General features: G+C 71.5%; 11 protein-coding genes. 10 read left to right on the forward strand and 1 reads right to left on the reverse strand.

Annotation, left to right across the window (positions count from 1 at the left end; genetic code table 11):
* Nucleotides 1–98: 98 nt before the first annotated feature.
* The 10 genes from ABEA43_RS09080 to ABEA43_RS09125 all read left to right on the forward strand — a co-directional run bounded on the left by ABEA43_RS09080 (nucleotide 99) and on the right by ABEA43_RS09125 (nucleotide 10,660).
* On the forward strand, nucleotides 99–1,712 hold the full coding sequence (locus ABEA43_RS09080; RefSeq protein WP_345560184.1) for a PucR family transcriptional regulator: 1,614 nt from the start codon (nucleotides 99–101) through the stop codon (nucleotides 1,710–1,712).
* Nucleotides 1,713–1,723: 11 nt separating this feature from the next.
* On the forward strand, nucleotides 1,724–1,927 hold the full coding sequence (locus ABEA43_RS09085) for an RNA-binding S4 domain-containing protein (RefSeq protein ID WP_345560186.1): 204 nt from the start codon (nucleotides 1,724–1,726) through the stop codon (nucleotides 1,925–1,927).
* A 116-nt stretch (nucleotides 1,928–2,043) separates the two neighbouring features.
* Nucleotides 2,044–3,375, forward strand: a complete 1,332-nt coding sequence (locus ABEA43_RS09090) for a uracil-xanthine permease family protein (protein WP_345560188.1) — start codon at nucleotides 2,044–2,046, stop codon at nucleotides 3,373–3,375.
* Between the two features lie 142 nt (nucleotides 3,376–3,517).
* Nucleotides 3,518–4,957, forward strand: a complete 1,440-nt coding sequence (locus tag ABEA43_RS09095; RefSeq protein ID WP_345560191.1) for a uracil-xanthine permease family protein — start codon at nucleotides 3,518–3,520, stop codon at nucleotides 4,955–4,957.
* A complete protein-coding gene (locus ABEA43_RS09100) occupies nucleotides 4,954–5,826 on the forward strand; it encodes an FAD binding domain-containing protein (protein WP_345560192.1) in 873 nt (290 codons plus the stop codon). Before ABEA43_RS09095 ends, ABEA43_RS09100 begins: the two co-directional genes overlap by 4 nt.
* A complete protein-coding gene (locus ABEA43_RS09105; RefSeq protein ID WP_345560193.1) occupies nucleotides 5,816–6,292 on the forward strand; it encodes a (2Fe-2S)-binding protein in 477 nt (158 codons plus the stop codon). Before ABEA43_RS09100 ends, ABEA43_RS09105 begins: the two co-directional genes overlap by 11 nt.
* 55 nt (nucleotides 6,293–6,347) lie before the next feature.
* A complete protein-coding gene (cutA, locus tag ABEA43_RS09110) occupies nucleotides 6,348–8,705 on the forward strand; it encodes an aerobic carbon-monoxide dehydrogenase large subunit (protein WP_345560195.1) in 2,358 nt (785 codons plus the stop codon).
* An 18-nt stretch (nucleotides 8,706–8,723) separates the two neighbouring features.
* Complete coding sequence (locus ABEA43_RS09115) at nucleotides 8,724–9,731, forward strand: leucine-rich repeat domain-containing protein (protein ID WP_345560197.1); 1,008 nt, start codon at nucleotides 8,724–8,726, stop codon at nucleotides 9,729–9,731.
* A 51-nt stretch (nucleotides 9,732–9,782) separates the two neighbouring features.
* Complete coding sequence (locus ABEA43_RS09120; RefSeq protein WP_345560199.1) at nucleotides 9,783–10,205, forward strand: hypothetical protein; 423 nt, start codon at nucleotides 9,783–9,785, stop codon at nucleotides 10,203–10,205.
* A 32-nt stretch (nucleotides 10,206–10,237) separates the two neighbouring features.
* On the forward strand, nucleotides 10,238–10,660 hold the full coding sequence (locus ABEA43_RS09125) for a hypothetical protein (RefSeq protein WP_345560201.1): 423 nt from the start codon (nucleotides 10,238–10,240) through the stop codon (nucleotides 10,658–10,660).
* Here ABEA43_RS09125 and ABEA43_RS09130 read toward each other — a convergent pair.
* A complete protein-coding gene (locus ABEA43_RS09130; protein ID WP_345560203.1) occupies nucleotides 10,657–12,966 on the reverse strand; it encodes a PQQ-dependent sugar dehydrogenase in 2,310 nt (769 codons plus the stop codon). The genes ABEA43_RS09125 and ABEA43_RS09130 overlap by 4 nt on opposite strands.
* Between the last annotated feature and the right edge of the window lie 27 nt (nucleotides 12,967–12,993).

Below are 12,993 nucleotides of genomic sequence, written 5' to 3' on the forward strand. Positions count from 1 at the left end.
AGAACGGGCCGGGAACCCTCCGTACGGGTAAATTTGCCAACAGTCAGCGAGAAGGTTGGCTCTTCCTGACAGACGGCTTCTGGGGTCACACTTTCCCCATGGAGCCCCCCGTCCGTCTCGCCAGCACCGGAACGATCATCCACGGCGTGTCCGTAGGAGAGGTCCTCGGCGTCTCGACCCTCGCGGATGCCAGGCTGATCGCAGGGGAGAGCGGGCTGGGCCGCATCGTGCAACGGCTCAACGTCATGGAGGTCCCCGACATTCTGGCCTGGGTCAAGCCGCACGAGCTGCTGCTGACCACCGGCTACCCGCTGCGCAACACGCCGCAGTCGCTCGGCCGGCTGGTGGCCGACCTGGACGAGCGCGGGCTCGCCGCGCTGGCGATCAAGCTCGGCCGGTACGTGGACGAGCTGCCCGACGAGATGGTGGAGCAGGCCGACCGGCTCGGCTTCCCGCTCATCCTGCTGCCGAACGACGTCGGCTTCGACGACATCCTCAACCAGGTGCTCACCGACATCCTGAACCGGCAGGCCGCCGTGCTGGCCCGCGCGGAGGAGGCGCACCGGGCGCTGGTCCAGGTGGTGCTGGCCGGAGGCGGGCTGGACGAGGTCACCGCCGAGGTGGCGCAACTGCTCGACGTGTCGGTCGCGGCCGTGGACGGCTCCGGCCAGGTGCTGGCCGCCGCCGGGGCCGCCGATCACGTCGCCGTGCTGCGCAAGTCGATCTCCCGCGAGGGCCCGCCGACGTCACCGGCCCGTACGCCCGCCGGGGTGCGGGCGCGGGCGTTCGCGTCGGTGCCCGTGGTGGCCGGCGGGCACCATCACGGCCGGATCGTCGCCTACAGCCCGGTGGGGGCCATCAGGGACAGCGACGTCGGCATCCTCGAACGCGCCGCCACCGTCGCCGCGCTCGTGATCACGCGGCAGGAGGCGGTCAACGCCGTCGAGAGCAAATACCGGGCCGACTTCCTGCGCGACGTGCTCACCGGCCGGGCCGGCACGGCCGAGCGGGTGACGACCAGGGCCAGGGCGTTCGGCTGGGACCTGGCACGGCCGGTGACGGTGCTGGTGGCCGAGCTCGACCCGGACGTGGACGAGCGCAGCGCGCAGGACCGGCTGGTGGCGTGCTGGACCGCGGCGATGCGGCGGCACGACCCGCGCGGGGCGGTGGCCGGGTTCTCGCACGAGGTGGTGGCCGTGGTGGACGCCGCCATCGACGCGACGAGGCTGGCCAAGGACGCGGCGTCGGGGTTCGCGGACGTGCCGCCCGCGACGTTCTCGACCGGGACGTCCCGGCCGAGCCCGGGGGCGGAGACGCTGCCCGAGGCGTACTCGCAGGCGCTGAAGGCGGCCAGGGTCGGGCGGCAGCTGCACGGCCCCGGCGCGGTGGCCCACTTCGACCAGCTCGGGGTCTACCGGCTGCTGTCCCTGGTCAACGACACCGACGAGCTGCACGCGTTCGTACGGGAGACGCTGGGCCCGCTGGCCTCCGACGACGACGCCGAGAACGCCGACCTCAGGCGCACGCTCCAGGTGCTCCTGGAGACCAACCTGAACGTCGCCGAGACGGCCAGGCGGCTGCACTTCCACTACAACACGCTGCGCTACCGCATCGGGAAGCTGGAGCGCATGCTCGGGAACTTCACCGACGACCCGCATCTTCGCCTCAACCTGACCCTGGCCCTGCACGTGCTGCGCATGCGGGGCATCTAGGCTTTGGACTCGTGGATTTCGAACTGCGCTCCGAGTACATCCCGCTGTGCGACCTGCTGAAATATTGCGGGATCACTGAGACAGGGGGGATGGCCAAGCACCTCGTCGCCGAGGGCATGGTCCTGGTGGACGGGGAGGTGGAGCTGCGGAAGCGGGCCAAGATCCGCTCGGGCCAGGTCGTCAGCGGCGACGGCTTCTCGATCCGGGTGGAGTGACGCGCCCCGGCTGAGCGCCGCCCGCCGCACTGGAGCAGGCCGCCACCCCTTATTGTGCTCTCCGACATCTGATGGGGAACATACCCGCTGGTCAGGCGGGGAGATCGAGGTGGTTCGTGGCGTTCGGGTGGAAGTTGCACGGCGATGGGAAGCGCCTGGCGCCCGGTGAGGTGGTCAAGCCGGACGAGCGGCTGAGCTGGCCCAGGATGGTGGGGTTCGGGGCGCAGCACGTGATCGCGATGTTCGGCGCGACGTTCGTCTTCCCCCTTGTCATGGGGCTGGACGCGAACCTCGCCGTGATGATGTCCGGCGTCGCGACGATCCTCTTCCTGCTGATCGTGAAGGGGAAGATCCCCAGCTACGTGGGGTCGAGCGCGTCCTTCGTGGGCGCCGTCACGGCGATCAGGGCGGCGGGGGGCGGCGACGCGACCGTGACGGGGGCGCTGCTCGCCGTCGGCGTCGTGCTGGCCGTGTGCGGGTTCGTCATCCACCGGCTGGGCGTGCAGATCATCCACCGGATCTTCCCGCCCATCGTCACCGGCGGCGTGGTGATGCTGATCGGGTTCGGGATGGCCTACGTGGCGGCGGACGTCTACTGGCCGAAGGACCCGTGGGTGGCGCTGCTGACGATGGCGGCGACGTTCGTGTTCATCGGGCTGTTCCGCGGCTTCCTCGGGCGGATCGGCGTGCTGCTGGGCCTGGTCTTCGGGTTCGTGCTGTCGTGGGTGTGGGACCTCGTGGGCGGCAAGATCCTCGCGCCCGACGCCGCGGGCAACGTGACCGAGCACTTCCGGGTCAACCTGGAGGGGGTCGCCACCGCCGACTGGATCGGGCTGCCGAGCCTGCACGGGCCCGTCTTCGAGGTGTCGGCCATCGTGCTGGTGCTGCCCGTGGTGATCGCGCTCATCGCGGAGAACGTCGGGCACGTCAAGGCCGTCGGCGAGATGACCGGCGCGGACGTGGACGCCTACATGGGGCGCGCGGTGCTGGCCGACGGGGTCGGGACCGTGGTGGCGACGTCGGTCGGCGGATCGGCCACGACCACGTACGCGGAGAACATCGGCGTCATGGCGGCCACCAGGGTCTACTCGACCGCCGCCTACTACATCGCCGGGGTCATCGCGATCCTGTTCGGGCTGTGCCCCAAGTTCGGGGCGCTGATCGCCGCCACCCCCGACGGCGTGCTCGGCGGGGTGACGACCATCCTGTACGGCATGATCGGCCTGCTCGGCGCCAAGATCTGGATCGAGAACCGGGTCAACCTGTCCGACCCGGTCAACCTGCTGCCCACCGGGGCGGGCATCATCTGCGCCATCGGGCCCGTCGCGTTCCCGATCACCGGCACGTTCGCGCTGAGCGGGATCGCCCTCGGCACGATCGTCCTGCTGCTGGGCTACCACCTGCTGCGGGCGGGCCGCCGCCGCGAGGAGGCATCACAAGAGGGCTGACCTCATGTGCGCGAGGGTTCCTCTGGTCGGGCGGGCAGATTTGGCAGATCATGCCCGTGTAGGAGCGTGCCGGCTGGCCTAATGTGCCCGCAACGGAACGAGCCGCCGGTCCGGTGCAAGGCCCAGTACAAGAGGGGCTCTCATGGTTGTGGGATGGACCAAACACGGTGACGGCAAGCATCTGGCCCCCGGTGAGGTGGTCAGACCCGACGAGAGGCTGACCTGGCCCCGCATGGTGGGGTTCGGGGCGCAGCACGTGATCGCGATGTTCGGCGCGACGTTCGTCTTCCCGCTGGTCATGGGGCTCGACCCGAACGTCGCGGTGATGATGTCCGGCATCGCGACGATCATGTTCCTGCTGATCGTCAAGGGCAAGGTGCCCAGCTACCTGGGCACCAGCGCGTCCTTCGTGGGCGGAGTGTTCGCCATCAGGGCCGCGGCCGGCGGCGACGTCGCGAACGCGGACGCGCTCGTGACCGGCTCCATCCTGGTCGCCGGGTTCGTGCTGGCGCTGGCCGGGCTGGCCATCCACTTCCTCGGCGTGCAGATCATCCACCGCATCTTCCCGCCCGTGGTCACCGGCGCGGTGGTGATGCTGATCGGCTTCGGGCTGGCGTTCGTGGTGGCGGACGTCTACTGGCCGCAGGACCACTGGGTCGCGCTCGTCACGATGCTGGTGACGTTCGTGGTGATCGTGCTGTTCAAGGGGTTCATCGGGCGGATCGGGGTGCTGGTCGGGCTGGTGACCGGGTTCGTGCTGTCCTGGGTGCTGGACCGGGCGGCGGGGCAGATCACCTCGGTGCTGCCCGGCGCCAACCTGCGCGACGCCGCGGGAGCCGCCTGCCCGGCGGAGGGCACGTACTGCGTGGCCACGGCCTTCCCGCACGACCGGGTGAACTTCGACGCGGTGGCCTCGGCGCCCTGGTTCGGGCTGCCGAGCTTCCACGCCCCCGACTTCAAGACCTCGGCCGTGCTGCTGGTGCTGCCCGCGGTCATCGCGCTCATCGCGGAGAACATCGGGCACGTCAAGGCGGTCGGCGAGATGACCGGGACCGACGTGGACCCGTACGTGGGCCGCGCCGTGCTGGCCGACGGCGTCGGCACCGTGGTCACCAGCGCGGTCGGCGGCTCGCCCACGACCACGTACGCGGAGAACATCGGCGTCATGGCGGCCACCAAGGTCTACTCCACGGCCGCCTACTACATCGCCGGGGTCATCGCGATCCTGTTCGGGCTGTGCCCCAAGTTCGGGGCGCTGGTCGCCGCGACGCCGGGTGGCGTGCTCGGCGGCGTCACCGTCATCCTGTACGGCATGATCGGCCTGCTCGGCGCGAAGATCTGGATCGAGAACCGGGTGAACTTCGCCGACCCGGTCAACATGGTTCCGATCGGGGCGGGAATCATCCTCGCCATCGGACCTGTACAGCACATCATCGGGGGCGACTTCAGCCTCGAAGGCATCGCGCTCGGCACCATCGTCGTGCTGGGCGGCTACCACCTGCTGCGCGCCATCGCCGGCCGCACGCTGGAGCCGGCCGCGACTTCCGGGCCTCCCGGGCCGTCGGGGAGCGACGCCGGGTGAAGCCGCCGCCGTTCGAGTACCACGCTCCGCGCGACGTCGGCGCGGCGCTGCGGACGCTCGCGGAGGTGCGCGGGAAGGTGCTGGCCGGCGGGCAGAGCCTGATCCCCATGCTGAACATGCGGCTGGCGGCCCCCGAGCACCTGGTCGACATCAACCGGATCGCCGCCCTGGAATCGATCACCGTGACGCGGGGCGGGGTCGAGGTCGGCGCGCTGGTCAGGCACGCGCAGGCGGAGCGCTCGGGCGCGCACCCGCTGCTCGCGCGGGCGCTGCGGCTGGTCGCGCACCCGGTGATCCGCAACAGGGGGACGGTGGTGGGCAGCCTCGTGCACGCCGACCCGGCGGCCGAGCTGCCCGCCGTGCTGGCCGTCCTGGACGGCCACGTCCGCCTCGCCCGCTGGGACGGGTCCGCGCGGGCAGAGCGTGAGGTGGCGGCGCGCGACTTCTTCACCGGGCCGATGGAGTCCGCGGCCGGGCCGGGCGAGCTGGCCGTGTCGGCGTTCTTCCCGGCGCTGGGCCCCCGGACCGGGGTGGCGTTCGAGGAGGTGGCCAGGCGGCACGGCGACTACGCGCTGGCCGGCGTCTGCGCGGTGGTCGCGCTGGACGAGGACGGCCGGGTGGAGTCCGCCAGGGTGGCCTGCGTCGGCGTCGGTCCGGTGCCGCTCGTCGTGGACGTGGGCGAGGTGTGCGGGCGGGTGCCGGCGGAGGCCGCCGACTGGGCCTTTCCCGCCGGGATCGTCCGTGCGCGGAGCGAGCCGGAAGGCGACGTCCACGCCTCGGCCGCCTACCGCGCGCACCTGGTGGGGGTGCTCGCCGAGCGGGCGCTGCGCAACGCGGCGAGAGAGGGGGCGGCGGCCCGTGGAGCATGAGATCACGCTCGTCGTGAACGGCACGGTCAGGCGCGTACGCGTGCCCGCCCGGCGGCTGCTGTCCGACTGCCTGCGCCACGACCTGGGGCTGACCGGCACCCACGTGGGCTGCGAGCACGGCGTCTGCGGCTGCTGCACGGTGCTGCTCGACGGGCAGCCGGTGCGCTCGTGCCTGACGTTCGCGGTGACCGTGGACGAGCGCGAGATCACCACCGTGGAGGGGCTGGCCGACGGGGAGCGGATGTCGGCCGTGCAGCGGGCCTTCGCCGAGTGCCATGGGCTGCAGTGCGGGTTCTGCACGCCCGGGTTCCTCTGCACGGTGACCGCGCTGCTGCGGGAGAACCCGGTGCCGACGCACGAGGAGGTGCTCGAAGGGATCTCGGGCAACCTGTGCCGCTGCACCGGCTACCAGAACATCGTCAAGGCCGTCCACCGGGCCGCCGAGCTGCTGGCGGAGGAAGCATGACGACCGAGCGGCCGGGGGGAGCGGGCATGACGACGAAGCTGCCGGGGGAGGCGACGTGACGACGAAGCTGTTCGGGGAGCCCGTGGCGCGGCGGGAGGATCCGCGGCTGCTCACCGGGCAGGGGCGCTTCCTCGACGACCTCGGGCAGGACGCGCTGGCGGCGGCGTTCGTGCGCTCGCCGCACGCGCACGCCCGCATCCGCGACATCGACGTGACGCCCGCGCTGGACGTGCCGGGGCTCGTCGCCATCTACACCTGGGAGGACCTGCCCGAGCGGGCGGGCCGGGCGCTCCCGCTGCTCATCCCGCATCCCGCGCTCACCCATGGGCGCACCGCCTACCCGCTGGCCAGAGAGGTCGTCAGGCACGTCGGCGAGCCGGTGGTCATGGTCGTGGCCGCCGACAGGTACCTGGCCGAGGACGCCTGCGCGCTCATCGAGGTCGACTACGAGCCGCTGAAGCCGGTCGTCGGCCTGGCGGAGGCCGTCCAGGGCGCGCAGCTCGTGCACGAGGACGTGCCGGGGAACGTCGGCGCGCACCTCGTCCAGGAGGTCGCGGCGGCCGACGGGCGCGGCGCGCGGGAGGCCGTCGAGACCGCGCCGCACACCCTCGCCTTCCGGCTGGACATCGAGCGCAGCGCCAGCATGCCGCTGGAAGGACGCGGCGTCTACGCGCGCTGGGACGGCCGCGACCTGCGCGTCTACTCCAGCACCCAGACCTCGACCAGCGTCCGGATGGCCGTCGCCGCCGCGCTGGGGCTGCCGCTGCCGCAGGTCGAGGTGATCGCGCCCGACGTGGGCGGCGGGTTCGGGGTGAAGATCGTGCATCCGTGGCCGGAGGAGGTGCTCGTCCCGTGGGCGGCCATGACGCTCGGGCGCGAGGTCAAATGGGCCGAGGACCGCCGCGAGCACTTCATCTCCTCGGCGCACGAGCGGGCGCAGGTGCAGCACGTCCGGGTGGGCTTCGACGACGACGGGCGGGTGCTGGGGCTGGACGTGACGATCCTGCACGACCACGGGGCCTACACGCCGTACGGGATCATCGTCCCCATCGTGACCTCCACGCAGCTGCTCGGGCCGTACAAGATCGGGGCCTATCGCGTCGAGTTCACCGCCGTCTACACCAACACCGTGCAGGTCACGCCGTACCGGGGGGCGGGGAGGCCACAGGGCGTGTTCTGCATGGAACGGACGATGGACAAGATCGCCCGATACCTGGGCAAGGACCGGACGGCCGTGCGCGAGGTCAACTTCATCGGGCCGGAGGAGTTCCCCTACGACCAGGGGATGACGTTCCAGGACGGGCGGCCGCTGATCTACGACAGCGGCGACTACCCCGAGATGCTGCGCATGGTCAAGGAGCTGATCGGCTGGGATGAGCACGAGCGGCGGCCCGGCAGGGGGATCGGCATCGGGTGCTACGTCGAGGGCACCGGCGTGGGGCCGTACGAAGGCGGGCACGTGCAGATCACCTCCGACGGCCGGGTGCACGTGTCCACCGGGCTCACCTCGCAGGGGCAGGGGCACGAGACCGTGTTCGCCCAGATCGCCGCCACGGAGCTGGGCGTGCCCGTCGAGCGGATCAGCGTGGTCACCGGCGACACCCGCAGGTTCGGCTACGCGGTCGGCACGTTCGCCTCCAGGGCGGCCGTCGTCAGCGGCAACGCCATCGCGCTGGCCTGCAGGAAAGTACGCGAGAAGGCGCTGCGCATCGCGGCGGAGGCGCTGGAGGCGGACCCGGCCGACCTGGAGATCGCCGACGGGATGGTGCACGTGGCCGGCACGCCGTCCGCCGCGATCCCGCTGTCCACGGTCGCGGTGCTGGCCAACCCCCTGCGCTACGCCTTCGACGAGGAGACGGCCAAGGCCACCCAGTTCGCCGGCACCGCCGACCCCGACCGGCCGCCGGTCGCCGAGGGCGAGGAGCCGGGGCTGGAGGGGCGTGACTACTACTCGCCGATCAGGGCCACGTTCGCGTCGGGGATGCACGCGGCGATCGTCGAGACCGATCCGGACACCGCCGAGATCAAGGTGGTGCGGTACGCCGTCGTGCACGACTGCGGCCGGCTGATCAACCCCATGATCGTCGAAGGCCAGATCCACGGCGGGGTGGCGCAGGGCATCGGCGGCGCCCTCTACGAGCGCATGGTGTACGACCCGCATGGCCAGCTCGTGAACGCCTCCTTCATGGACTTCCTCATGCCCTACGCCACCGAGATCCCGCACATCGAGACCGCCCACCTGGAGACGCCCTCCCCGCTCAACCCCCTCGGCATCAAGGGCGCGGGGGAGGCGGGGGTGATCCCCGTCTCCGCGGTGATCGCCTCGGCCCTGGAGGACGCGGAGGGCATCGAGATCGACCGCATGCCCATCTCCCCGTCCGAGCTCTTCGAGCTGCGTGCCGCCTCGCACTGACATGGGATGATCGGCGGCATGCGCGCTCCCGCGGCGGGTCTGACCGCCTTCCCCGCCGTGCCCGCCGACGTCCGGCTCATCGACCTGGCCTGGAACGACCTCACCGAGGTGCCCTCCTGGGTGGCCGGGCTCGCCGCGCTGGAGGAGCTCAGGCTCGACGGCAACCGCCTGCGCGCGCTGCCCGGCCTCTCGGGGCTGACCGCGCTGCGCGCGCTGCACCTCGACGCGAACGAGCTCACCGCCCTGCCGGCCCTCCCGCCGAGCCTGGAGACGCTCTTCGTGTACGGCAACCGCCTGGCTGTGCTCTCCGGCGGCTTCGGCCCCCGGCTGAAGCACCTCGCGGCCGGCGGGAACGCGCTGAGCGAGGTGCCCGCCGCGCTGTGGAAGTCGACCGCCCTGGAGTCGCTCAACCTGGCCGAGAACACGCTCACCGAGATCCCCGCGGCCATCGGGGAGCTGACCCGGCTCCGCATGCTCGACCTGGGCCACAACCGGCTCACGGCGATCCCGCCCGAGCTCGGCGACCTCGGCCTGACCGACTACCTCTATCTGAGCGACAACCTGTTCACCGAGGTCCCCGCGTCGATCGGGCGGCTCGACCGGCTGGCCTACCTCAACCTGACCGACAACCGGCTCACCCGCCTGCCGGAGACGATCGGCGCGATGGCGGGGCTGGTGGAGCTGCGCCTCTACGGCAACCGGCTGGAGTCGCTGCCCGAGTCGACCGGCGGTCTGGCCCGGCTGCGTGAGCTGCACGCGCAGGGCAACCGGCTGTCCCGGCTGCCCGCCTCGATCGCGGAGCTGGGCGAGCTGCGCGTGCTCGACCTGCGCAACAACGTGCTGCGCGAGCTGCCGGAGACGCTGCCCGCCGGGCTGCGGCAGCTCGACCTGCGCAACAACCGGCTCCGTGAGCTGCCCGCGCGCCTGCCGCCGCTGGAGAAGCTCGACCTGCGCTGGAACAAGCTCGACGGCGATCCGGAGGTGCTGCGGTGGCTGCGCGAGCGCGGCTGCGTGATTCTGCGCTGATTGATGGACACGGGGCTGAACCGGGGTCGATAGTCCTGCGTACCTCCGCACATGACGACATTTCCACGTCTGGCCGCTCTCGCGCTGCTGGCCGGGCTGGTCGCCGCCTGCTCGTCCGCAGGCTGGGGCGACTACGTCGCAGCGGGCAAGGACCAGACGAACGCCAAACCGCTCACCGTCGAACAGCTCTCGACCCTGGTCGGCTGCAAACCGAAGATGCAGGTTCAGGCCACGGAACTGCGTACCGGGTACTGCAAGACCTCGGACGGCGAGTTCTTCGTCAACACCTTCGCCACAGAGGCGCTCAAGGACGAGTGGATGGACCGGGCGCCTGAGTACAACCCGCACCTGGTCGGCCCTCAGTGGACGGTCCTGGGCCCGCTCAAGGTGCTCAAGGCGATCCAGGAGCGGCTCAACGGCGACCTGCACCTGACCGACCACAGGACGTCTCAGATGGCTACGGCACCGCGCTGAACCGGGGTGGCCGGCGCTGCGTACCTCCGCACATGACGACACTTCCACGTCTGGCCGCTTTCGCGCTGCTGGCCGGGCTGGTCGCCGCCTGCTCCTCAGGGAGCGGGGGCGGCTATGTCGCAGCAGGCAAGAACCCGCAGGCCAACGCCGCGCCCCTCACCGTCGAGCAGCTCTCCGCCAAGGTGGGCTGCGCGCCGCGCATGCAGGTCAACGCCACCGAGATTCGCACCGGGTACTGCAAGACGCCCGACGGTGAGTTCTTCGTGACCACGTTCAAGAACCAGGCCGGCAAGGACGCCTGGATGGACGCGGCCCCCGAGTACAACCCGCACCTGGTCGGCAGCCTCTGGACGGTCCTGTCCAGCAGGAAGGTGCTCGACCTGCTCAAGGAGCGGCTCGGCGGGGACCTGCACCTGACCGACCACCGGACCAAGAAGATGCAGGTGGTCGGCTAGCGCAGGCGCGCCAGCTCGTACTGGGCCCTGACCTCGCCAGGGGTCGCGATCCGGTCCAGGAACATCAGGCCGTCCATGCGGCAGTCGCAGGGGTTCTGCTCTCTCGTGTTCTGCGGGAAGCTGCCGCCGATCTTGATGCCGCGCGGGTCGGTCGCCGAGGTGACGTCGGGCTCGGGGTCCCCCTCGACGCCCCACGGGTCGCCGGGGACCGTGTAGGTCCCGTCGAGCGGCCTGCCGTTCCTGAACAGTCTCATCGTCGCGTCGTCGAAGTCGTACGTCGCGGTGAGGAAGACCCACTCGTCCCTGGGGAGCACCTGCTGCCAGGGCAGGTTCGCGGCGAAGGTCTGGGACGCACTCCCGTCCGTCCGCCTGGCCAGCGCCACCGCGCGCAGCTCGCCGTTCACCGTGATGAGCTCGAGCAGCGCCCGGACGTCGTGGCCCTGTGAGTCGCCGCTGAGCAGGCCGGCCAGGCCGATCGCGTTGTAACGGTCGGCCGGGTCGGCGGTGTTGGAGTTGAGTGCCGGGCCTTCGCCGAGCATCTTGAACCAGCCCATGATGGTGACGCCCTTGACGCCGTTGAACGCGCGCAGGCTCGGTACGCCGTCCGCGCCGTACACGCCGGCCTTCCAGTCGTCGTTGCCCGTCGTGCCGGGCGTGACCTGCCCGGTCTGGAGCGCGTACGTGCTGCCCTTGTACGCGCGGTCGGCCACGCGCATCGCGGCCCCGCCGTTGACCAGGGAGATGGTCGTGCCCGACGCGCCCTGGTCCTGCTCCTGGGCCGGGTCGGCGGGCAGCGGATGCTCGAAGTCGTACGCGGCCACCACACCGGAGCGCAGGCTCGGCAGCACGCCGGGCGGGCTCCACGCGGCCTTCGTGACCTTCCAGATCCGGCCGTTGGCCTTGGAGAGCAGGTAGAGCTCGCCCGCGCCGTCCCGGCCGAAGCGCAGGTCCACCCGGCTGTCCCCGGCCAGGTCCCGCATGGTGACCTGGCGGCCGGCCGTGTCCACCAGCCGCGGGCGGTGGATGGTGGCCAGGCGGCCCGAGCGCTCGTTCATCTCGGCGGCGACGGTGAAGAACACCTGACCGTCCACGATGTCGCCGAACAGGTAGGCGCCGCGCAGCGCGGGCAGCCTGGCGCCCCGGTAGACGAAGCCGCCGGCGATGGCGTGGCCGCTGTCGGCGGTGCACGGGAGGCCCGGCGGCGGGTCGTGGTCGTAGGCGGCCACCGGGTAGGTGTAGCCGAACCGGGCGTCGTCCTCGGGCAGCGTGTAGAGGTGGCAGCGGTCGGCCTTGTCGAACACGAAGGCGCCTTCGCGCTCGCTCCAGCCCAGGTTGTCGCCGGGGCCGACGTCGTAGACGGCCTCGATGGCGTGCTCGCCGATGTGGCCGAGGAACAGCCGGTTGCCGGCCCCCGGGTCCCAGCTGAAGCGGTGGGGGTCGCGCATGCCGTAGGCGTAGATCTCGCCCAGCGCGCCGGGCGTGCCGGTGAACGGGTTGGCGGCGGGGATGCCGTACTTGCCGCCGGGGCCGTTCGTGCCGCGCGGGTCGATCCTGAGGATCTTGCCCTGCGGGATCGCCAGGTTCTGCGGGTCGTCGCTGGACACGCCCCGGCCGCCGTCGCCCGCGGCGACGTAGAGCAGGCCGTAGTCCGCGTCGCCGCGGCGCGCGGCCGGGTTGAAGTCGATCTGCTGGATGCCGTGGATCTGGCCGGAGAAGCCGAGCCTCAGCACCTCTCTGCGGGTGCCGGTGAAGACGGCGGCCTTGGGGTCGGCGGCGGTCCACTCGGTGATCACGCCGTGGAACCTGGTGCCGGGCTGGGGCGGCAGGTCGGGGGTCTTCGTGGTGAGGGCCGCACCCCACTCGGTGTGCACGGTGTAGAACCGGCCGTTCCTGCCGAAGTCCGGATGGAAGGCGGCGAAGCCGAACCCGCTGCCCAGGCCGCGTCCCGAGACGAAGTCCGGCGCGAAGGCGGCGGCGACGTCGAGGTAGGGGTGGGGCTGTCCCTTGTCGAGCAGGTAGAGGATGCCGTTGAGGTCGTTGGCGAACAGGCGGCGCGAGCCGTCGGGCAGCTCGCCCAGGTAGTTGATCCTGGCCCAGCGGACCAGCCGCTGGTCCACCGGCGGCGGGATCGTCTCGGTCTTCGGGAACGAGGCGAACTCCTCCAGCGTCAGCGTCAGGGCCGACGGCGTGGGGGCGTCCGGGATGGGGTCGTCGACGGGGGCCGGCTCCGCCAGCGCCACCGCCTGCGGGCCGCACAGTGCGACGGCCAGCAGCGCGACGAGCAGGCAACGGAGGGTTTTGGGCATACCTGTTCACCACCAGAACGTCGAGGG

This window comes from Nonomuraea rosea, assembly GCF_039539705.1.
Lineage (GTDB): Bacteria > Actinomycetota > Actinomycetes > Streptosporangiales > Streptosporangiaceae > Nonomuraea > Nonomuraea rosea.

Excerpts from the sequence above, each read along its gene's own strand:
- ABEA43_RS09080 (WP_345560184.1), top strand. The coding sequence starts at position 99 with ATGGAGCCCCCCGTCCGTCTCGCCAGCACCGGAACGATCATCCACGGC.
- ABEA43_RS09095 (WP_345560191.1), top strand. The coding sequence starts at position 3,518 with ATGGTTGTGGGATGGACCAAACACGGTGACGGCAAGCATCTGGCCCCC.
- ABEA43_RS09115 (WP_345560197.1), top strand. The coding sequence starts at position 8,724 with ATGCGCGCTCCCGCGGCGGGTCTGACCGCCTTCCCCGCCGTGCCCGCC.
- ABEA43_RS09120 (WP_345560199.1), top strand. The coding sequence starts at position 9,783 with ATGACGACATTTCCACGTCTGGCCGCTCTCGCGCTGCTGGCCGGGCTG.
- ABEA43_RS09125 (WP_345560201.1), top strand. The coding sequence starts at position 10,238 with ATGACGACACTTCCACGTCTGGCCGCTTTCGCGCTGCTGGCCGGGCTG.
- ABEA43_RS09130 (WP_345560203.1), bottom strand. The coding sequence starts at position 12,966 with ATGCCCAAAACCCTCCGTTGCCTGCTCGTCGCGCTGCTGGCCGTCGCA.